The organism is Brachybacterium sp. SGAir0954, assembly GCF_005490785.1.
Taxonomy (GTDB): Bacteria; Actinomycetota; Actinomycetes; order Actinomycetales; family Dermabacteraceae; genus Brachybacterium; species Brachybacterium rhamnosum.
The window spans coordinates 2910180-2931665 of record NZ_CP027295.1 but is presented as its reverse complement, the minus strand read 5'-3'; the positions used below and the strand labels follow the sequence as shown (position 1 = coordinate 2931665).

Genomic DNA, 21486 nt, shown 5'->3' with positions numbered 1-21486 from the left:
GGGGCGGGAGCCTCAGCGCCGCGAGACCGAGAGCGGCAGCTTCATCCCCGTCAGGCCGCGCGGCCGGTGCGTGAGCGCGCGCGCGACGTCCCGCAGCGCGATCGCCGCCGGGTTCTCGGGATCGGAGACCACGAGCGGCAGGCCCGTGTCCGCGCCGTGCCGCAGCGCCGGCTCGAGCGGGATCCGGCCCAGCACCGGCACCGGATGCTCCACGGCGCCCGCGAGGGTCGCCGCCACGCGGTCCCCGCCCCCGGAGCCGAAGACGTCCATGACCGTGCCGTCGGGCAGGGTCAGCCCCGCCATGTTCTCGACGACCCCGGCGATCTCCTGCTCCGTGGAGGTGGCGAGCGAGCCCACCCGCTCCGCGACCGCGGCCGCGGACTGCTGCGGGGTCGTCACGACGACCATCTGCGCGCTCGGCAGGAGCTGCGCCACGGAGATCGCGACGTCGCCCGTCCCGGGCGGGAGGTCCAGCAGGAGCACGTCGAGGTCGCCCCAGAAGACGTCCGAGGCGAACTGCTCGATCGCCCGGTGCATCTTCGGGCCGCGCCACACGACGGCCTGCCCCTCGGGGACGAACATGCCGATGCTCATGACGGCGACGCCGTGCGCCTGCGGCGGCATGAGGAGGTCGGAGACCTTCGTCGGCTGCTCGGTGATGCCGAACATGCCGGGCATCGAGAAGCCGTGGATGTCCGCGTCGATGACGCCCACCCTCAGGCCGTCCGCCGCCATCGCGGCGGCGAGGTTCGCGGTGACCGTCGACTTGCCGACGCCGCCCTTGCCCGAGGAGATCGCGAGGATCCGCGTGAGCGAGCCGGGCTGGTTGAAGGGGATCTGACGGCGGCCCTGGCGCAGGCGGGCCGTGAGCTCGCGGCGCTGCTCCTCCGTCATCGCGGAGGTCGAGACCTCCACCCGGGTCAGGCCCGGCACGGTCGCGGTCGCCTCCGCGGCGTCCCGTTCGATGCGGTCCCGCATGGGGCAGCCCTCGATGGTCACGAGGACCTTCACGGTCGCCGCGCCGTCGGCGTCGACCTGCACGTCCTCGACCATGCCGAGCTCCGTGATGGGCCGGTGGATCTCCGGGTCGATGACGTGCGCGAGGGCCTCGTGGATGAGGGCGACGCGCTCGTCACCGCCCGTGGTGTCGATGGTGCTCATCGCTGCTCCTCCTCCGTCGCGGGCTCTCCGGCCCCGCGGCCCGTGCCCGGTCCGTCCGTGGTGCCGAGCGCCGCGGCGATCTCCTCGCGGACGATCCCGCGCATGCGCTCCAGCTCGTCCTCCCGGGAGTCCTCCTCGAGCTCCTCGAGCAGGTCCCGCAGCTCGCCGCGCACGAAGTCGCGGGTCGCGACGTCGTTCAGGGCGAGGCGCAGGCCCGCGATCTCCCGGGTGATGAAGTCCGTCGTCGCATGGTTGCGCTCGTTGGACTGGCGGTCCTGCTCCGCCTGCACGCGGTCGCGGTCGTCCTGACGGTTCTGCGCGAGCAGCAGCAGCGGCGCCGCGTAGGACGCCTGCAGCGACAGGATCAGCGTGAGCAGGGTGAAGTTCATGGCCCGCGGGTCGAACTGCGCGGACTCCGGCATGACGGAGTTCCAGGTCAGCCAGACGGCGCAGATGACGGTCATCCCGACCAGGAAGGCGGGGGTGCCCATCGCGCGGGCGAAGGTCTCGGCCATGCGGCCGAAGGTGTCCCCGGAGAAGGGGCTGCGGGGCAGGAGACGACGGTTCCGGGGTGCCGGGTCGTCGAGGGCGGGAGCGTTCTTCTCCGCCATGGCTCACCCCTTCCTGGTGGCGCGGGCGATCTCGCTGAGGTCGATCTGTCCCGTGGTGGTCATCGGCTCGTCCTGCTCGCGCCAGTCGTCCGGGAGGACGTGGTCCAGCACGTCGTCCACGGTGACCGCGCCCAGCAGGCGGGCGTCGGCGTCGACCACGGGGATCGAGACGAGGTTGTAGGTCGCCATCTCGCGGGTGACCTGCGACAGCTGCATGGTGGGCGGCACTGTGACGGTGTCCTGCGCGATGAGGTCGCCCACGAGGCGGTCGGGGGGTTCTCGCAGCAGCAGCTGGAAGTGGACGATGCCCAGCAGGCGGCCGGTCGGCGTCTCGAGCGGGGAGCGGCACACGTGCACGGTCGAGGCGAGCGCGGGGTGCAGCTCCTCGCGGCTGATCATCGCCAGGCAGTGGGCGACCGGGGTCTCGGGGGAGACGATCAGCGGCTCGGTGGTCATCATGCCGCCCGCGGTGTACTCGTCGTACGCGAGCAGGCGGCGCACGTCCTCCGCCTCCTCGGGCTCCATGAGGCTCAGCAGCTGCGAGGCGACGGACTCGGGGAGCTCCTGGACGAGGTCCGCCGCGTCGTCGGGGTCCATGACGTCCAGGACGTCCGCGGCGCGCTTCGCGTCGAGACCGGTGACGACCTCGACGCGGGTGTCCTCGGGCAGCTCCTCGAGGACGTCCGCGAGGCGCTCGTCCGGCAGCTCGTCCGCGAGCTCGACGCGACGCTTGGAGTCCATCTCCTGGAGGATCTCGGCGAGGTTCGCGGGATTGAGGTCCTGGTAGGAGGCCGCGAGCAGGTGCGCGGACTGCTCCGCCTGGGTCCCGTACAGGCCCGTCACCTCGGAGGGGCGCACGGTCACCGTCTCGCCGCGCGAGACGAGCCGCGAGAGGGACCCGCCGCGGCGGCGGCGCACGTGCAGGCGGGACAGCTCCCAGTCCTGGTGGCGGTTGCGGTCCAGCGCGACGTCCTCGACGGTGCCGGTGCCGGTGCCGTCGAGCAGGGTGACCTCGCGGTCCAGCATGTCGCCGATCACCAGCAGCTCACCGGGGCGCTTCTCGAAGCGGCGCACGTTGATGACGCCGGAGGAGATGACCTGCCCCGGCGAGATCGAGGTGACCCGGGTGGCGGGCAGGAACACGCGCCGCTTCCCGGGCACCTCGACCACGAAGCCGACGGCCCGCGCCTCCCCGCGCGGCTGCGGCATCACCACGACGTCGCGCACCTTCGCCACCGAGTCCCCGATGGGGTCGAAGACGGTGGTGCCGGCGAGGCGGGCCGCGTAGAAGCGCTGGAGGTTGGTGCTCACGCCCTCAGACTAGCGATCCAGGCCTCGACCTGGTCGGCTCCGCGGGGTGCGTTGATGGAGAGGTTCTCCACTCCGTCCTCGGTGACGAGGACGTCGTCCTCGATGCGCACGCCGATGCCGCGCAGCTCTTCGGGGACGAGCAGGTCGTTCTCCTTGAAGTACAGCCCCGGCTCGATCGTGAAGACCATGCCGGGCACGAGCTCCGCGTCGAGGTACATCTCGCGCCGCGCCTGCGCGCAGTCGTGGACGTCCATGCCGAGGTGGTGGCTCGTGCCGTGCACCATCCAGCGGCGGTGCCACTGGCCCTCGGGGGAGAGGGACTCCTCGGCGGTGCCGGGCAGCAGGCCCCACTCCTCGAGCGTCGCGGCGACGACCTCCATGGCCCGCGCGTGCAGGTCCCGGAAGCGGATGCCGGGGCGGGCGATCGCGAAGACCGCGTCGGAGGCCTCGAGCACGGCCTCGTACACCTTCCGCTGGGCGGGGGAGAAGGTGCCGGAGACCGGCAGGGTGCGGGTGACGTCGGCCGTGTAGAGCGAGTCGACCTCGACGCCGGCGTCGACGAGCACGAGCTCGTCCCCGCGCACGGCGCCGTCGTTGCGGATCCAGTGCAGGGTGCAGGCGTGGTCGCCGGCCGCGGCGATCGTGTCGTAGCCGACCCCGTTGCCCTCGGCGCGCGCGTTCGCGGCGAACACGCCCTCGATGATCCGCTCGCCGCGGGGGTGGCCCACCGTCTCGGGGAGGTGACGCACGACGTCCTCGAAGCCGCGCAGGGTCGCGTCGACCGCCTCGCGCATCCGCTCGATCTCGAAGGCGTCCTTCACGAGGCGCTGCTCGCTCGCGGCCTCGCGGAGGCGGTCGTTCTCCGCCTCGAGCTCGGTGCCGCCGGGCAGGCCGTTCTGCGAGCGGATCTCGGAGACCATCGTCTCCACGCCCGCGTCGACCCCGGGCATGACGGCGAGGGACAGCTGGGCACCGACGTCCTTGGCGAGGTGGTCGCGCAGCTCGTCGATGTGCCGCACCTCCACGCCCATGCGCTGGCCGGCCTCGGCGATCGTGAGCCGGCGCCCCACCCACATCTCGCCGTAGCGGGAGTCGGAGAAGAACTCGGCGGAGTCGAAGCCCGCGCGGGGACGGAAGAAGTACGTCGCCACGGAGCGCTGCGGGTCCTCCGGATCGGGCTCGACGACGAGCACGCTGTCGGGTTCCTGGTCGGTGCCGAGACCCGAGTAGTACGCGAAGGCCGTGTCCGGACGGAACGGGTAGTCGGTGTCGTTCGAGCGCACCTTCAGCACGCCGGCGGGCAGCACCAGGCGGGTCGACGGGACGGCGGCGACGAGCGCGTCGCGCCGGGCCGGGGTGAAGGCGGCCGACGGGAGCGGCTCCGCCTCCGGCACGGTCTCGTCCCAGCCGGAGGCGATGAAGCGGCGGAACACGTCGTTGGTGGGGCGCTGCGAGCGCGAGTCACCGCGCGAGGCCAGGTCGTCGGCGGAGGGCCCCGCCGCGGGGCCGGATTCGATCTCAGGGTTCTGGGTGTTCACCCCAGGATCGTCCCACACGCCCCACTACGCTGGGGCCATGAGCGATGCTGCTGATCCCGTGCACGACCGCATCGACCTGCATGCGCACTCGACCTGGTCCGACGGCACCCGCGACGTCGTGGAGCTGTTCGAGGACGCGAGGGAAGCAGGTGTGACCGCACTGGCGCTGACCGACCACGACACCACGGCGGGCTGGGCGGAGCTGCCCGACGCCGTGAGGGCGACGGGCGTCGCCGCGGTGCCCGGGATCGAGGTCTCCGCGGAGCACGAGGGGCTCAGCGTGCACGTGCTGGCCCTGCTCGTCGACCCCGATCCGGGCTCAGGGCTCGCCGGTGAGATGGCGCGCGCCTGCCGGTCCCGCGCGGAGCGCGCCCGCTCCATGGTCGAGCTCCTGGGACGCGACGTGCCCATCAGCTGGGACCTGGTCCAGGAGCAGGTGGCCGACGAGACCACGGTGATCGGCCGGCCCCACATCGCCGACGCCCTCGTCGCCGCCGGCGTGGTCCCGGACCGCTCCGCGGCCTTCGCGGAGCTGCTGGCCCCCACGGGCCCCTACTACGTCCCCTACTACGCCCCGTCGCCGACGGCCGTCGTGGAGCTCATCCACGCGGCCGGCGGTGTCGCGGTGATCGCGCACCCCTCCTCGTCGAGCCGCGACGGGGGACTGCCGCGGGGGCTGCTGGAGGACATGATCGCGGCGGGCCTGGACGGCATCGAGGTGGACCACCGCGAGCACGACGACGCGGAGCGCACCGCGCTGCTCGAGCTGGCGGACCACCACGGGCTCCTGGTCACCGGCGGCAGCGACTACCATGGCGCGGGCAAACCCAACCGGCTCGGGGAGAACCTCACGCAGTCGGACGTCCTGGCCGCGATCACCCGTCGCGCCACGAGCACCACCGAGGTCATCCGTCCATGGACCTGGTCGACCTGAGCTTCCTCACGGGAGTCTTCGTCACCCTCTTCGTCATCATCGACCCCCCGGGGACGATCCCGATCTTCCTCTCGCTGACCAGCAGCATGACCGCGAAGCAGCGGTCCCGCGCAGCGCTCGTCGCCGTGGGCGTCGCGATGCTCATCATCAGCACCTTCGCCCTGTTCGGCCGGTTCATCCTCGACTACATGCACATCTCGCTGCCGGCGCTGCAGTTCTCCGGCGGCCTCCTGCTGCTCATCATCGCGCTGCAGCTCCTCGCCGGGAAGGAGGGGGAGATGGCCGCGAGCGAGGGCGTGAACGTGGCCCTCGTGCCGCTGGGCACCCCGCTCCTCGGCGGTCCGGGCGCGATCGTCGCGATGATGCTCTTCGTGGACCAGACCGGCGGCGAGGGCCCGCGGATCGCGGCGCTCGTCATCGCACTCGCCCTCATGGCCGTGGTCATGTACTCGGTGATGCGCTTCTCCGGGATCATCGCCCGCATGCTCGGCAAGGGCGGCGTCACCCTCGTCACCCGCATCTCCGGTGTGCTGCTCGCGGCGATCTCCACGCAGATGATCTTCGACGCCGTGCACTCGTTCATCGAGAGCTGGGGCGTGCTCGGCGCCTGAGGGCCCGCGAGCGGACTGCCCGCGACCGGACGAGGGAGGGCCCGGACCACGCGCGTGCGTGATCCGGGCCCTCCCTCGCTGTCCGGTGCCGGGGCTCAGCCCTCGGCGGGAGCCTGGCCCTGCTCGCCGCCGGTGCTCGCGCCGCCGTTGCCGCCGCGACCGCGACCGCGGCCGCCGCGCGAGCGACGACGCCGGGGACGATCACCCTGCTCGCCGGAGCCACCCTCGGTGCCCGCGGCGCCGCCCTCGACGACCTCGCCGTTGACGCGGCGAGTACGGGTGCGGCTGCGCTCACGACGAGGACGCTCGCCGCCCTCGGCCGGCGCGGAGCCCTCGGCCCGCTCGACCTTCTCGGTGCGCTGACGACGATCGCCACCGCGCCCCCGGCCCTCGCCGCGGCCGCCGTCACGGTCCCGACCCCGGCCGCCGCGATCACGATCACGGTCGCGCGGGCCCTCGGGGCCGCCGAGGTCCTCGATCTGCTCGGCCTCGAGTCCCGCACGGGTACGGGCCTCCTTGGGCAGGGTGCCCTTCGTGCCCGCGGGGATGTCGAGATCGCTGAACAGGTGGTCCGAGGTGGAGTAGGTCTCCACGGCCTCGGTGGACTCGAGCCCCAGCTGGCGCGCGATGAGGGCCCAGCGCGCGAGGTCCTCCCAGTCCACGAAGGTGACGGCGGTGCCCTTCTTGCCCGCGCGGCCGGTGCGGCCCGTGCGGTGCAGGTAGGTCTTGTCGTCGTCGGGGCAGTTCCAGTTGATGACGTGCGTGACGTCGTCCACGTCGATGCCGCGGGCGGCGACGTCGGTCGCGACGAGCACGTCCACCTTGCCGTTGCGGAAGGCGCGCAGGGCCTGCTCGCGGGCGCCCTGGCCCAGGTCGCCGTGCAGCGGAGCGGCCGCGAAGCCGCGGTCCGCGAGATCGCCGGCGACCTTGTCGGCCTGACGCTTGGTGCGCATGAAGATGATCGAGAGGCCGCGGCCGCGGGCCTGAAGGATCCGTGCCATGACCTCGATCTTGTCGAGCTGGTGCGCGCGGTAGACGACCTGCTTGATGTCCGCCTTGGTGCGGGAGACGTCGCCCGGGTCATGGGCGCGGATGTGCGTGGGCCGGCTCATGAAGCGGCGCGCGAGGGCCATGATCGGCCCCGGCATCGTCGCGGAGAACAGCATCGTCTGGCGCTGCTCGGGCACGGCGCGCAGCAGCTTCTCGATGTCCTCGAGGAAGCCCAGGTCGAGCATCTCGTCCGCCTCGTCGAGCACCGCGGTGCGCACGTGCGAGAGGTCGAGGTACTTCTGGCGCATGAGGTCGATGAGACGGCCCGGGGTGCCGACGACGACCTCGACGCCCTTCTCGAGGGCCTCGATCTGCGGCTCGTACGCGCGGCCGCCGTAGACGGTGAGGATGCGCACCGGGCGCTTCGCGGAGGCGGCGATGAGATCCTCCGCCACCTGCACGGCGAGCTCACGGGTGGGCAGGACCACGAGGGCCTGCGGCTTGCCGATCGGGCGGTCGTCGTGGTTGGGCTCGCCGGGGGCGACGGTGCGCTGCAGCAGCGGCAGGCCGAAGCCGAGGGTCTTGCCCGTGCCGGTCTTCGCCTGGCCGATGATGTCGCGGCCCTTGAGCGCGACCGGCAGGGTGAGGGACTGGATCGGGAAGGGGTGGATGATCCCCTTCGCGGCGAGCGCCTCGACGATGTCGCTGCGGACGTCGAAGTCGGCGAAGGTCTGTGCGGGTTCGCCGGAGCTCTGCTCGACGGCGGGGGAGGCCGACACGGCCTCGTCGGTGGTCAGTGTGGTTTCGGGCACCGTTGGACTCTCTGATATACGGATGTGCCCGGCCATCCTATCCTTCGCCGGAATCGCTCGGGCCGGGGAGCGGGCTGGACGGGTCCGTCGGCGTGACGCGCTCCTCGTCCGGGAGCCCCTCGCCGGGGGCGACCTCCTGCTCCGTGGGGACGGGTGTGGCCGGGGTCTCCGCATCCGCGGGGACCTCGAGCTCCGGGGTCTCGGCGGGCATCCGCGTGCGGTGGATCGCGACGGAGACCATGCCCAGGCCGCCCATCGTCACGTCGTCGTAGGAGACCAGCCGGCCCGTGGCCGCGTCGAAGCGCAGCAGCCGCGCCGTGAGGTCGAGCGGCTCCCCGCCCTCGAGGACGGGGCGCACCCCGCCCGAGGCGAGCGCGCCGCCCGTGGAGCCGACCGTCAGCCAGTCGGTGCCGGAGCCGTCGCGGTCCAGCTCGACCTTCGAGGTGTGCATGTGCCCGGAGAGGACGAGCGGCACCCGGCCCTCGAGGCCCGCGGGCTGGGTGGGGTCGTGGAGCAGGGCGAGGTCCACCGGGTCCTCGGGATGGGACGCGTCCCAGTCCTCGACGGTGTCGCCCAGCTGGAAGGCGGCTCCGGAGACGGCGTCCTTGCCCGCGGTCCAGCCGCCCTTGTCGGAGTCGTCGTCCGCCGCGAAGCGCGGGTCGCCGATCCCCGCGATCGTCAGGCCTGCCACCTCCGTGACCTGGTTGTCGAGCACGGTCGCGTTCGGCTGGGCGGCGATCACCGCGGAGGTCGCGGCGCCGTCGTGGTTGCCGGAGACGAACACGTAGGGCACGTCGAGCGTGCCGATCCGGGCGACCATGTCGTTCTCCCACGGCGTGCCCCAGGAGATGATGTCGCCCGTGTCGATCACGAGGTCGAGGTCGAACTGGTCGTCGAGCTGGGCGATGACGTCGAAGGCCTGCGGGTTGTCGTGGATGTCGGAGACGTGCAGGACGGTCACGAGGTCGGCGTCGGCCCCGGCCGAGGGCAGCGAGTCCGCGGCGATGTACAGGGCGGAGACCTGCCCCACGAACTCGGCGAGCGTCGCCCGGTAGTCCTCGTAGTCGGCGAGGGTGCCCGCGCCGATGTCTGCGACGTTCGCGGCCTCGGAGAGCAGCCCCTCGAAGGTGGGCTGGTACAGCGCCTGAGGCCGGAAGGTCACCGCGGTCGCCGCGACGGACAGCGCGACGAGTCCCGCCGCGGAGCCGCCGGCGACCAGGGAGCGACGCGCCCGGCGGAACGTCAGGGCGACGGCGAGCGCCGCACCGCCCGCGGCGAAGAGGGCGTTCAGCAGCGCGTTGATCGCGGCGGCCCGAGTGAGGTCCTCGGGCGCCGTGCGGGCGAGGTCGCTGAGCCCGCTCGCGGAGGAGACCAGCTGCTCGGCCGCGGCCACGTCGACCCCCTGCACGCGCGCCTCGATGCGCACGGGCGCCGTGTGGGTGTCGAAGTGGACCTCGCCGACCGGCGGCAGCAGGATCACGGTGTCCGAGGCGAGGGAGGGGATCAGGTGCACGGACGCGGTCAGCGGCCCCACCTGGGTGGTCGTGGCGGGGACGAGCAGCACCCCGATCACGGCGCCGAGCACGGCCACGACGAGCGTCGCCGCCCGTCGCCGGATCCGCGGGGAGCGGAGCAGACGACGGGCGGCGACGAGGCGGGCCGGTGCGGTCACGCAGGGGGCGACGTCAGCCGAGGAAGCCCACGCGACGGGGCTCCTCGGTGGAGACCTCCGCGTAGGCGAGCTTCGCGCCGGGGACCAGCACGAGGCGGCCCTTGGTGTCGCGCAGCGTGACGGGGGAGCCGTCCTGGACGGCGGAGGCGAGCGAGCTCAGGACGTCCTCCGAGGACTCCTCGGACTCGATGACGATCTCTCGCGGGGAATGCTGGATGCCGATGCGGATCTCCATGACCTGCGCCTTTCTGTGTCCGACGGATGCGCCGCCACTCTATCGGCTCACTCGGCGGGAGCGGGGGCGTCTTCGCGCAGGGCGAATCCGGTCAGGCCGTCCACGACGAGCGCGGTCGTGGTGCGGAGCAGGTCCTCGCGGCTCGCCTCGTCCCCCGCCTCATGGGCGAGGCGGGCAGTGGACTGGGCGATCGCGATCATCATGCGGCCGATGACCCGGGCGTGCGCGGGGGTGACGTCCCGGTACGCGATGAGCACCCCGGCCACCTCGAGCGCGAGCGCGTCCAGGAGACCGGCGACCTGCTGCTCGATCTCCTCGGAGACGTCGCCGCGCCCCGTGAACAGCCGCAGCGTGTTCTCGACCTCGACCATCTCGGTGAAGCGTCGCAGCCCCTCCTCGACCCGGGCCTGCGGCGGGCCGGGGACGTCCCGCAGCGAACGGGCGACCTCGAGGAGCGACGCGCCGAGCACGTCGATGACCTCCTTGTAGAGGGTCTCCTTGGAGGTGAAGTGCTGGTAGAGCACGGGCTTCGTCACCCCGGCCGCGGCGGCGATGTCGTCCATCGAGGTGCCCTGGTAGCCGCGGGCGCGGAACACCTCGGTCGCGATCGCCAGCAGCTGGGCGCGCCGCTCCCGGCGGGGCATGCGGACGGTGGGCGCCATGGCTGTCCTCCAGGACCAGGGAGAGATGATCCGCCACACTCTAGCCCCGTGTCCCGTTCGTCCGCCTCATGGGGTGGAATGGGGGAGCCATGACCAGCACCGCCCCCGCCCTCCGCCTCCTCGGTCCCGATCTCGACGCGCTGCCCGCCCTGCGCACCCCGGCCACGCTCCGGGCTCCTCAGCGGGAGGCGCTCGAGCGGTTCGGGGCGGGCGCCGACGTCCTCGTCCACGGGGCGCCCCGCGCGGGTCGCACCGCGCTCGCGCTCGCCGCCGCGGCGACGGGGGAGCCGGTGCTGCTGCTCGCCCCGCGCCGCGCGGCCGCCGCCCGGCTGCGGGACGCGCTCGCCGTGCACGGGGCGCGGGAGGCGCGGGTCATGACCCCCGCCGCGCTCGGCTTCGCCCTCGTGCGCTCGGACGCCACCCGTCGCGGGCTCGGGGAGCCGACCCTCGTCACGGGCGCGGACCAGGACGCCCTGCTCGCCGAGCTGATCGCCCAGCGCACCGACTGGCATCTCGAGGTCGACCCCGCGGCCCGCACCCTGCCCGGCTTCCGGACCGAGCTGCGTGACCTCGTCACGCGGGCCACCGAGCTGGGGCTGGGACCCGACGACCTCGAGGAGCTCGGGCGGCGGCGCGGGCGGCCCGCCTGGCGCGACGCGGCCGCCCTGCTGCGCGACTACCTCGGCGTGCTCGACCTCGAGGCGGCGACCGCGCTGGACGCGGGGCCGCGCCTGGACAGCGGCGGCCTCGTGCGCCGCGCCGCCCGGCTCGTGGCCGCCGGGGCCGTCGAGCTCCCTGCCCCGAGGGTCGTCGTCGACGACGCCCAGGACCTCACGAGCGCGGGCATCGCGCTGGTCCTCGCGCTCGCGGGCGCCGGGGCGCGGGTGCTCGTCACCGCGTGCGCCGACGAGGCGGTCGACACCTTCCGTGGCGCGCTGCCCGACGCCGCGGCCCGCCTCGCCGAGGCCCTCGGCCGGCCCTTCACGGAGGTGGTCCTCGACGGGGGAGGCGCGGACGGCGTCGTCCCCGCCGGGCCGGCGCTCGCCGTGGACTCCCTGCGGTCCCGGCTGCCGCTCGCCGGGGCCCCGGGCGCGCTGCGCCGCCCGCGGGACCTCGAGGGCTCGCACGACGGCCTCGCCGTGCTGCGGGCGCGCTCCCCGCTCGATGAGGCCCGGCTGCTCGCCTCGGCCCTGCGCGACCTCCACCACCGCGAGGAGATCCCCTACGACGACATGGCGGTCGTGTGCCGCTCGGGGAGCGCCGTCGCGGACGTCGCCGATCTGCTCGCCCGCAGCGGCCTCCCGGTGCGCACGCCCCGCCGGCCGCGGCCGCTGCGCGAGGAGGCCGTGGTCGCGGACCTCCTGCGCATCGTCGAGCTGGGGCTGGACGAGCTGTCCCGGGAGCCCGATCCGCTCGAGGCGCTCGAGCTGCTGCGCGGGCCCTTCGGCGATGCGGACCAGCTGCGCCTGCGCCGCATCCGGCGGCTCCTGCTCGCGGCCCGCCCCGAGGAGGACGAGACGCCGAGTGAGCAGCTGCTCGCTCGGGCCCTCGTCGCCGAGGAGGTCCCGGGGTTGCCGGCCGCCGAGGCGCGCGACCGCGCCGCGGCGCCGGTGCACCGCGTGCGCGCCATGATCGCGGCCGTCCGCTCGCGCGCCGAGGAGGGCGCCCAGGAGGTGCTGTGGGCCGCGTGGGACGCCTCCGCGCTCGCCGGCGGCTGGCGGCGAGCGGCCCTCGGCGCGGCGGAGGACGCCGACGGCGCCCGTGCCCGCCTCGCCTCCGGCCGCCTCGACGCCCTGCTCGAGCTGTTCGCCGCCGCCGAGCGCCTCGCGGACCGCCGGCCGGGCGCCGGGGCCCTCGACCTCGTCGAGCAGATCCGCGGCCAGGCCGTGGTCGAGGACACCCTCGCCGCCTCCGCGGCGCCCCGCGGACGCCTCGCCGTGCTCACCCCGGCGCAGCTCGCCGGGGAGGACCGCGACACGATCGTCCTCGCGCGGCTCCAGGAGGGGGCCTGGCCGAACCTGCGCCTGCGCTCGACGCTGTTCGGCGCGGCCGAGCTCTCCCTCGTCGGCGCTGCCCGGCCCGGGCAGGAGCCGCCCCCGGACCCGGACACGCTGCACGCCGCCCAGCGCGCGCAGGTCGTCGCCGACGAGGTGCGCCTCGCGGTGAGCGCCCTCTCCCGGGCCCGGACCCGCGTGCTCGTCACCGCCGTCGAGGACGGGGAGACGAGCCCCTCGGCGCTGCTCGAGGCGCTCGAGGCGCTCGGCCTCCCCGCCTGGACGGACGCGGAGACCCTCCGGCAGGACCCCGGACCCGCCCCCGATGCGCGCACCCTCGTCGCGACCCTGCGACGTCGCCTGCGGGAGGCCGACGACGCCTCTGGTCCCGACCTGGATGCCGCGGTCGCGCTGCGCGCCCTCGGCGAGGCCGGGGCGCCCGGCGCGGACCCCACCGCCTGGTACCACCAGCGCCCCTCGAGCGAGGAGGCGCTGCAGGAGCCCGGGACCGCCGTGCCGCTGTCCCCCTCCGCCCTCGAGCGCGCCCACGCCTGCCCTCGCGCCTGGCTGTTCGAGCGGGCCGGCGGCTCCCGCGCCTCCGGCCCCGCCCAGGTCCTCGGCACCGCCGTGCACCGCCTCGCCCAGGAGGACCCGCGCGGCGAGGCGGGGGAAGAGGACCTCCTCGCCCGCCTGCACACGCTGCTGCGCGGCGTCCCCGGGCTCGACACGTGGTCCGGCCGACGCCGCGTGCGCCGGGCCGAGGACGCCGCCCGGCTCCTCGCCGAGCACCTTCGCACGGCCGCCGCGCCCCCGCTCGCGATCGAGGCACCCTTCGAGGTCGAGCTCGCGGGCGAGCACCCCGTGCGCCTGCGCGGCACCGTCGACCGCATCGAGGGGGACGCGACCGGGCTGCGCGTCGTCGACCTCAAGACCGGCGCCCCGAAGACGAAGGCCGCGGCCGCGGAGGACCTCCAGCTCGCCGCCTACCAGACGGCCGTGCAGGAGGGCGCCTTCGCCGAGGCGCTCGGGGAGGACGCGGGCGAGCGCCTGGGCGGGGCGGAGCTCGTCTACCTCGGCGGCGGGGGCCGCCGGGCCGCCGTCCGCGGCCAGGGCGCGCTCACCGCCGCCGAGGACCCGGAGTGGTTCGCGCGCGCCGTCGCGCTCGTCGCCGAGGAGGTCTCGGGGACCCGGGTCGTCGCCCGCCGCAACCCGCACTGCACGCACTGCGCGGTGCGCGCCTCGTGCCCGCTCCAGCCCGAGGGGGAGCAGCTGTGACCGCCGCGCCCGCCGTTCGCCTGCCCGCGCTCGAGCTCGCCGCCCTGCTCGACCAGCCGCCGCCCACCGAGGAGCAGCGCGCCGTCATCGAGGCGCCGCTCGCGCCGATGCTCGTCGTCGCCGGCGCCGGATCCGGGAAGACGGAGACCATGGCCTCCCGCGTCGTCTGGCTCATCGCCAACGGGATCGTCGAGCCCCGCCACGTGCTCGGGCTCACCTTCACCCGCAAGGCCGCCGGGGAGCTCTCCCATCGGATCGGGGCGCGGCTCTCCGCGCTCGCCGACGCGCTGCGCGCCGAGGGGCTCGCCCTCCCGCCGGGGCTCGAGCGCGGGGCGGACGAGCTCGTGGGTCAGCAGCCGACGGTCGCGACCTACAACGGCTTCGCCCTCGACCTCGTGCGCGAGCACGCGCTCGCCGTCGGCCTCGACCCGGAGCTGACGATGATGTCCGCCTCCGCGTCCTGGCAGCTCGCGCACACCCTCGTCGAGTCCGCGGACGACTCCCTCGACCTCGACGCCTCCCCGGCGACGCTCACCGCCGCGCTCATCTCGCTGACCTCCTCCCTCTCCGACCATCTCGTGGCGCCCGAGCAGCTGCGCGAGCACCTCGCCCGGGTCCGGGACCACCTCGCGGGGATCCCGCTCCAGGCCGAGGGACGGCGCCGGGTGACGCCGAAGAAGGTCGCCGGCGTGCTCGACGCGCTCGAGCAGCGCCTCGCCCTGATCCCCCTGCTCGAGCGCTTCGCCGAGGTCCGCCACCAGCGCGCCGCCCTCGACTTCGCCGACCAGATCGGGATCGCGGCGAGGATCGCGGCGGAGGTCCCCGCCGCGGCGGAGGACGCCCGACGCCGCCACCGCGTGGTCCTGCTCGACGAGTTCCAGGACACCTCGGTGGCGCAGCTGCGCATGCTCACCGACCTCTTCGGCCCCGGGCACGCCGCCTGCGCGGTGGGCGATCCGCAGCAGGCGATCTACGGCTGGCGCGGTGCCTCCGCCGCCTCGCTCGCCGGCTTCGCCCGCTCCTTCGCGGCGCCGGGCGCCCCCGTGCTCCAGCGCTCCCTGTCCACGTCCTGGCGCAACGACGAGGCCCCGCTCGCCGTCGCCAACCGGCTCGCCGGACCGCTGCGCGCGGCCGGTGCCGGGGTCGACATCCCCGAGCTGCGCTCGCGCCCCGGCGCGGGGGAGGGCGCGGTCGAGGTGCACGAGGCGGCCGACGAGTCCACCGAGGCGGCCGCGATCGCCGCCTGGGTGCTCGAGCGGCGCGCCGAGGCCGGCCCGGACGAGGACGTGCCGAGCGCCGCGGTGCTCGTGCGGGCCCGTCGGCAGATCCCCGCGCTCGTCGCGGGTCTCGAGGCCGCGGGTCTCGAGGCGGCCGTCGTGGGGCTCGGCGGGCTCCTGCACCGGCCCGAGGTCGCGGACGTCCGCGCCCTGCTCACGTGCGCCCACGACCCCTCGCGCGGCGACGCGCTGATGCGCCTGCTCACCGGACCGCGCGTGAGCCTGGGCGCCCGGGACCTCGCGGTCCTGGGCCGCTGGCGCGACCACCTCGCACGCCGCGCGGGAGGAGGACCGGGCGCCGCCGACGAGGCCGTCCAGGTGTCCCTCGTGGACGCCCTCGACGACCTCCCGCCCCACGGCTGGGAGGACCCGCAGGGCCGGGAGCTGGGGGAGGAGGGCCGGGCACGGCTGGTGCGTCTGCAGGCCGTGCTGCGCACCGTGCGCCGGCTGCTCCCGCTGCCGCTGCCGGACCTCGTCACCGCGGCCGTTCGCGCGCTCGACGTGGACCTCGCGCTGCTCGAGCGGGACGCCGACCCGGCCGTGCTGCGCGACCTCGAGGCGCTGCGCGACCACGCCGCCGCCTTCGAGTCCGGGGCGCAGCAGGGCGGTCTCGGCGCCTACCTCGACCTCCTCGAGATCAGCGAGGACGAGGAGGCGGGGCTGTCCGTCTCCGCCGCCGCGCAGACCGAGCCGCCGCCCGGCGCGGTCACGGTCGTGACCATGCATTCCGCGAAGGGTCTCGAATGGGACCTCGTCGCGGTCGCCGGGCTCACCGAGGGGTCCGTGCCCTCCTACGACCTGCGCCGCGCGCGCACCGACGAGGAGGGGCGGGTGCGCGTGCCCGCGAGCGGCTGGCTGGGTCCGCTCGCCGACGCCGCCGTCCCCACCGCCCTGCGCGGCGACGCCGAAACGCTCCCCGAGCTGCGGTGGGCCGAGGCGGACACCCAGGTCGACGCCGAGGAGCTCGTGGACGAGTACCAGCTCGCCCAGGGGGAGGAGTCGCTGCGGGAGGACCGCCGGCTCATGTACGTCGCGGTGACCCGGGCGCGGCGCCGGCTGCTGCTGACCTCCGCCGCCTGGCGGCAGGACGCGAGCCGGCCCCGGCCCCGCTCCCGCTATCTCGCCGAGATCGCGAACCTCGTGCCGCCGGCCTTCCGCCGGGTCGAGGAGGTCCCCGAGGAGAACCCGCTGGTCTCCTCCCGGCGCACCGCGCTGTTCCCCGCCGACCCGGGGCCCGAGGAGGCCGCCCGCGATCGTGCGGCCCGGCTCGTCGCGGAGGCGGGCGCCGCCGATCGGGAGATCGCGGACCCGGCGCTCGCGACCCTCGTGGAGCGGGCCCTCGCCGACCTCGCCGAGCATCGCGCGCGCCCCGAGGTGCACTCCCCGGCCCGGCTGTCCGCCTCGCAGGTCGTCGCGCAGGCGCAGGACCCGACGGGCGCCGCGCTGGACCTGCTGCGCCCGCTCCCGCGCCGGCCCTCCGCCGCCGCCTCGCGGGGCACCGCCTTCCACGCCTGGCTCGAGCACCGCTTCGACGCGGGGGCGCTCCTGGACCTCGAGGACCTCGCCGATCTCGCGGACCACGACGACGAGGGGCCGGCGGGCTCCGCCGCCGCGCTGCGGGACGCCTTCGCCGCCTCGGAGTGGGCCGACCGCACCCCGATCGCCGTGGAGCACCCCGTGACCACGCGGATCGGCGAGGTGGCGGTGCGCGGCGTGATCGACGCCGTCTTCCCCGATCCGGACGGCGGGGACGGCGTGATGATCGTGGACTGGAAGACGGGGCAGGTGCCGCCCCCGGCGCGGCTGCGGGCGCTCTCGCTGCAGCTCACGCTGTACCGCCTGGCCTGGCACGAGGCGACGGGCACGCCGCTGTCACGGATCCGCACCGCCTTCCACTACGTGGCCGCAGGCGTCACGCACGAGGTGACGCGTCATCCCTCGCGTGCGGCGGTCGAGAGCAGGCTCCGCGGCGACTGAGGCCGGGCGCGGGGCCCGTCACCCGGTCAGTGCCCGGGACGCTCGGAGGTCCCGGGGTGCTCGACGTCCTCGGGGGCGGCGGACCGCTGCTCGGGCGCGGGGTCCTGGCCCGCGGCGACGGGCTCGCGCCGATCGGCGTGGAGCTCCTCGTAGGTGCGCTCCGCCTCCTCGCGCGCGAGCTGCGCGAGGTCGTGGTCGAGGTCGGAGATCATGACCCGGGCGTCCTGGACGATCTCCTGGTCCTCGGTGTCCAGCCCGTGCAGGAGCCACTCGCACACGGCGAACTCGCCGATCGCCTGCGCGCGCTCGACCAGGCGCGGGTGCACCTCGGTGGGGAGCTCCTCGCGGTAGGCGGCGTACAGCTCGTCGAAGCGCTCGGTGTCGAGGGAGGAGATGAGCCAGGCGAGATCCGTGGCGGGATCGGCGACCTTCGCCCCGTGCCACGAGAGCACGGCGCTGATGCGGTCCTCCGCGGCGAACAGCGACTCCTCGGAGAGGTCCGCGTGGATGAACTGGGGCGTGAAGTCCCACAGGTCGGCGTCGGCCAGCAGGGACTCCCAGCGCTGGGAGACCGCGGCGGGGAGGTGGCCGCCCTCACGGGCGCGGCGCACGCGGTCCGCGTGCTCGGAGAGCAGGGCGGCCGCGGTGAAGCTCTCGACCCCGGCCGCCTCCGCCGCGTAGCGGGGCACGGTGTGGATGCGGGCGAGCACCTGGCCCAGGGAACGGGCGAGGCCGGGGGAGTCCTGCAGCTCGTCGAGCATGAGCGGGTGCCCGGCGGGGGCGGCGCTCACCGCGGCGCGGCCGCCCTCGGCGAGCTTGACGAAACCGAGCACGGGCGGGACGACGCCGCGCAGGGGGGTGCCGGTCAGGGCGTCCGCGACGGTGAGATCGCGGTCCAGTCGCACCCCTGCGGCGGTCGACGCCGGGGAGCGGACCACCACGCGCTGGGAGTCCTCACCGACGACGCCCGCGACGTCGAGCTCCTCGGCGGGCGTGGCGATCGGCGTGGTCAGCGCGGGCACCAGGCCCGGGACCGCAGCAGCGGCGAGGGCGGCCAGGGAGAAGGAGTTGCGATGCACTCGTCCACCGTACCCGCCCGGCCTCCGTGGTCCGCGTAGGCTCGAGGCCATGCCGACGCTCCGTGGACCGCACCTGCGCACACCCCTCACCCTCCTGGACCCCGACCGCAGCGCGCTCGAGCGCTCGGACCCCTCGATCCTCGAGCCGGGGGAGGACGCGCGCTACGTCGTGACCCGTGCCGGAGCGGCCGCGATGAGCGAGGACGAGGACGGCCTGCTGCACGTCGTGCTCGAGACCGACGACCCCCGCGGCGGCACCGTCCAGCCGCTCGTGCTGCTGGGTCGCCGTGACGGCCGGCGCGTGCTGGGCGTCGAGATCGCCGAGCCGAGCCCCGAGCTCGACGACCCCGGCCGTGATCTCCGCGACCTCCGTCACGTCGCCTCCGATCTCGCCGAGGACGACGCCGATCTCGCCCTCGCCGCGACCTCGATGGGTGCCTGGCACCGCTCCATGCGCCACTGCCCGCTGTGCGGGGCGCTGCTCTCCGCGGAGATGGGCGGCTGGGTGCTGCGCTGCACGGAGGACGGCAGCGAGCACTTCCCGCGCACCGATCCCGCCGTGATCATGTCCGTCCGCGACGGCGCCGGCCGCCTGCTGCTCGCCCGCAACGCCCACTTCCCCACGGGCTTCCACTCCGTGCTCGCCGGCTTCGTCGAGCCGGGGGAGACGCTCGAGGGCGCGGTCGCGCGCGAGGTCGCCGAGGAGGTCGGGCTCGACGTCGCCGAGGTGCAGTACGTGGGCAGCCAGCCCTGGCCCTTCCCCCGCTCGCTCATGCTCGGCTACCGCGCCTGGATCCGCGGCACGGACACCCTCACCCTGGCCGACGGCGAGATCGCCGAGGCCCGCTGGTTCACCCGGGAGGAGCTGCGCGCCGCGGTCGAGGACGGCTCCGTGGGCATCCCCGGCACGGCGTCCCTGGGCCGCGCCCTCATCGACGACTGGCTGGACGAGGCGGAGGACCCGCGCGCCTGATGGACGAGACCACCCCTCCCACCGCCGAGCAGCTCCTGGAGGCGCTGGACCCCGAGCAGCGAGAGGTCGCCACGAGCTTCGGCGCGCCGCTGTGCGTGCTCGCCGGCGCCGGCACGGGCAAGACCCGTGCGATCACGCACCGCATCGCCCACGGCGTCGCGACCGGCCGCATGGACCCCAAGCACGTGCTCGCCGTGACCTTCACCGCGAAGGCCGCCGCGGAGATGCGCTCGCGGCTGCGCGACCTCGGCGTCCCCGCCGTGCAGGCCCGCACCTTCCACTCGGCGGCGCTGCGCCAGCTGCGCCACTTCTGGCCGCGCGTGGTGGGCGGCCCCATGCCGGAGCTCATGCCGCAGAAGTACGCGGGCATCGGCGAGGCCTGCCAGCGCCTGCACATGAGCGTGGACCGCGCGGCGCTGCGCGACATCGTCGCCGAGGTCGAGTGGTCCCGCGTGTCGATGCTGACCCCCGAGTCCTACCCGGCCGCCGCGGAGGCCGCCCAGCGGCCCGGGGTCGCCGGCTTCGACTCCCGCTCGATCTCCCGCATCCTCACCCAGTACGAGGAGGTGAAGAAGGAGCGCGGCGTGCTCGACTTCGAGGACGTCCTGCTGCACATGGTCGGCTTCCTCACCGAGCGGGCCGACGTCGCCCGCGAGGTGCGCTCCCAGTACCGCCATCTCGTCGTCGACGAGTACCAGGACGTCTCGACGCTCCAGCACGCGCTGCTGCGGCTGTGGCTCGGCAGCTCCGACGACCTCTGCGTGGTGGGCGACGCCGCGCAGACGATCTACACGTTCGCCGGGGCGCGCGCCTCGTTCCTGCTGGACTTCGGCAAGGAGTTCCCGCGCGCCCGCACCATCCGCCTCGAGCGCAACTACCGCTCGACCCCGCAGATCGTGCGGGTCGCGAACACGGTGCTCGACGGGGCGCGCGGCCGCACCCGCGCCTCCCGGCTGACCCTCGTCGCGCAGCGGCCCGCCGGCCCCCCGCCGGTGGTCGAGCACTTCGCGGACGACGACGCCGAGGCGCAGGGCACGGCGGCACGCATCGCGGAGCTGATCGAGGAGGGGCGCAGCGCCTCCGACATGGCGGTGCTCTTCCGCACCAACAGCCAGTCCGAGGCCCTCGAGCAGGCGCTCACCGCGCGCGGCATCGGCTACCTCGTGCGCGGCGGCGACCGGTTCTTCGACCGGCAGGAGGTGCGGCGCGCGATGGTCACCCTGCGGGCCGCGACCCGCGTCGAGCAGCTCGAGCCGGATCGCGCGGTGCGGGACGTGCTCACCCAGCTGGGCTGGTCCCCGAACCCGCCCGAGGGGACGGGGGCGCTCCGCGAGCGCTGGGACTCCCTGCAGGCGCTCGTCGGCCTCGCGGACACCGTCCTCGCCCGGCCCGGCGCCGGGCTGCCCGAGGTGGTCCGGGAGCTCGAGGAGCGGGCCGAGGCGCAGTCCGCGCCGGTGGTCGACGGCGTCACCCTCGCCTCCGTGCACGCGGCGAAGGGCCTGGAGTGGCCGGTCGTGCACCTGGTCGGGGCGAGCGACGGCCTGCTGCCGATCTCCATGGCCCGCACGGCGATGGAGATCGAGGAGGAGCGACGGCTCTTCTACGTGGCGCTCACCCGCGCCCGCGACCTCCTGACGATCAGCTGGGCCGCCGCGCGCACGCCGGGGGCCCGCGGGTCCCGCAAGCCCTCACGCTTCCTCGACGGCATCATCGCCGCCCCCGCGGAGCCAGCGGGCGGGGGAGGGGCGACCGCGCGCCGCACGGGGCGCCGCGGCGCGACCGTGTACAGCGAGTGCACGGTGTGCGGCGAGGCGCTGGTCTCCGCACGCGAGCAGCGGGTGGGCCGCCACGGCGGCTGCCCCGCCGGCGCGGGGGAGAAGGTGCGCGACGCGCTCCGCACGTGGCGCGCGCAGCGGGCACGGGAGCAGGGCAGCCCGCCCTTCGCGGTGCTCACCGACGCCGCGCTCGAGGCGATCGCCGAGCGGAACCCCCGCACCGCCCGTGAGCTGCTGGCCGTGCCGGGGCTCGGGGCGACGGCGATCCAGCGCCACGGGGAGGCCATCCTGGCCGTCCTCGATGACATGCGCTGACATGCGCTGACATGCGCTGACATGCGCTGACGGGCTGCCGCAGACGGACGAAAACCCAGGTCAAAAAAAGATTGGCCCCGTCCTGCGGGGTGTGTAGACTCGCCGTCGTCCATCGTTGATCGTCGTGAACCGGGAGACCGGGCCGCGCGCAGAGAGAGAAGGAGGTGTCGTCGTGATCGATTATGCAGATCTCATCGGAGGAAGCTCCGTGCCCACCGGCGGCACTGCCCGCCTGCGCACGCTCTCCCCCGTGGTGCCCACGCGCAGCTGACGAGAACGCTCTC

15 protein-coding genes are annotated in these 21486 nt (G+C 74.9%); 6 read left to right on the top strand and 9 right to left on the bottom strand.

Annotation, left to right across the window (positions count from 1 at the left end):
* Positions 1–12: 12 nt before the first annotated feature.
* From C1N80_RS13160 to C1N80_RS13145, 4 genes are read right to left on the bottom strand one after another with little or no spacing between them, the layout of a single operon-like run.
* Positions 13–1161 (bottom strand): P-loop NTPase, encoded by a 1149-nt coding sequence (locus C1N80_RS13160; RefSeq protein WP_137771185.1) that lies wholly within the window; start codon positions 1159–1161, stop codon positions 13–15.
* Entirely contained in the window at positions 1158–1772 is a 615-nt protein-coding gene (locus tag C1N80_RS13155) for a DUF1003 domain-containing protein (RefSeq protein ID WP_137771184.1), read from the bottom strand. The genes C1N80_RS13160 and C1N80_RS13155 overlap by 4 nt, the downstream gene beginning before the upstream one ends.
* 3 nt (positions 1773–1775) lie before the next feature.
* On the bottom strand, positions 1776–3083 hold the full coding sequence (locus C1N80_RS13150) for a magnesium transporter MgtE N-terminal domain-containing protein (RefSeq protein WP_137771183.1): 1308 nt from the start codon (positions 3081–3083) through the stop codon (positions 1776–1778).
* The gene (locus tag C1N80_RS13145) at positions 3080–4621 is read right to left on the bottom strand and encodes an aminopeptidase P family protein (RefSeq protein WP_137771182.1); all 1542 of its coding nucleotides are present in this window, start codon (positions 4619–4621) and stop codon (positions 3080–3082) included. The genes C1N80_RS13150 and C1N80_RS13145 overlap by 4 nt, the downstream gene beginning before the upstream one ends.
* 37 nt (positions 4622–4658) lie before the next feature.
* On the opposite strand from C1N80_RS13145, the gene C1N80_RS13140 reads away from it, so the two are divergent.
* Together C1N80_RS13140 and C1N80_RS13135 are read left to right on the top strand one after the other, a co-directional pair.
* The gene (locus C1N80_RS13140) at positions 4659–5555 is read left to right on the top strand and encodes a PHP domain-containing protein (RefSeq protein WP_137771181.1); all 897 of its coding nucleotides are present in this window, start codon (positions 4659–4661) and stop codon (positions 5553–5555) included.
* Positions 5537–6166, top strand: a complete 630-nt coding sequence (locus tag C1N80_RS13135; protein ID WP_137771180.1) for a MarC family protein — start codon at positions 5537–5539, stop codon at positions 6164–6166. Before C1N80_RS13140 ends, C1N80_RS13135 begins: the two co-directional genes overlap by 19 nt.
* 95 nt (positions 6167–6261) lie before the next feature.
* Here the strand turns inward: C1N80_RS13135 and C1N80_RS13130 are convergent, their stop codons facing one another.
* Genes C1N80_RS13130 through C1N80_RS13115 form a run of 4 tightly spaced genes read right to left on the bottom strand, consistent with a single transcriptional unit; the run spans position 6262 to position 10537 of the window.
* Positions 6262–8004, bottom strand: coding sequence for a DEAD/DEAH box helicase (locus C1N80_RS13130; RefSeq protein WP_168198111.1), 1743 nt, complete (start codon positions 8002–8004; stop codon positions 6262–6264).
* A gap of 1 nt (position 8005) precedes the next feature.
* Positions 8006–9640, bottom strand: coding sequence for a metallophosphoesterase (locus C1N80_RS13125; RefSeq protein WP_168198110.1), 1635 nt, complete (start codon positions 9638–9640; stop codon positions 8006–8008).
* A gap of 13 nt (positions 9641–9653) precedes the next feature.
* Positions 9654–9875 carry a DUF3107 domain-containing protein gene (locus tag C1N80_RS13120; protein WP_137771178.1) on the bottom strand — a complete coding sequence of 74 codons (222 nt, stop codon included), beginning with the start codon at positions 9873–9875 and terminating at the stop codon, positions 9654–9656.
* A gap of 47 nt (positions 9876–9922) precedes the next feature.
* Positions 9923–10537, bottom strand: coding sequence for a TetR/AcrR family transcriptional regulator (locus C1N80_RS13115; protein ID WP_137771177.1), 615 nt, complete (start codon positions 10535–10537; stop codon positions 9923–9925).
* Between the two features lie 89 nt (positions 10538–10626).
* Between C1N80_RS13115 and C1N80_RS13110 the strand changes: the two genes are divergently transcribed.
* Positions 10627–13806, top strand: a complete 3180-nt coding sequence (locus tag C1N80_RS13110) for a UrvD/REP family ATP-dependent DNA helicase (RefSeq protein WP_137771176.1) — start codon at positions 10627–10629, stop codon at positions 13804–13806.
* Complete coding sequence (locus C1N80_RS13105; RefSeq protein ID WP_240811136.1) at positions 13803–17060, top strand: ATP-dependent DNA helicase; 3258 nt, start codon at positions 13803–13805, stop codon at positions 17058–17060. Before C1N80_RS13110 ends, C1N80_RS13105 begins: the two co-directional genes overlap by 4 nt.
* Positions 17061–17086: 26 nt before the next feature.
* Here C1N80_RS13105 and C1N80_RS13100 read toward each other — a convergent pair whose 3' ends face one another.
* Positions 17087–18139: a phosphotransferase gene (locus C1N80_RS13100; RefSeq protein WP_137771175.1), complete on the bottom strand. Its 1053-nt coding sequence runs from the start codon at positions 18137–18139 to the stop codon at positions 17087–17089.
* A 49-nt stretch (positions 18140–18188) separates the two neighbouring features.
* On the opposite strand from C1N80_RS13100, the gene nudC reads away from it, so the two are divergent.
* Together nudC and C1N80_RS13090 are read left to right on the top strand one after the other, a co-directional pair.
* Positions 18189–19112, top strand: coding sequence for an NAD(+) diphosphatase (nudC, locus tag C1N80_RS13095; protein ID WP_137771174.1), 924 nt, complete (start codon positions 18189–18191; stop codon positions 19110–19112).
* Positions 19112–21202: an ATP-dependent DNA helicase UvrD2 gene (locus C1N80_RS13090; RefSeq protein WP_137771173.1), complete on the top strand. Its 2091-nt coding sequence runs from the start codon at positions 19112–19114 to the stop codon at positions 21200–21202. Before nudC ends, C1N80_RS13090 begins: the two co-directional genes overlap by 1 nt.
* The last annotated feature ends 284 nt before the right edge of the window (positions 21203–21486 follow it).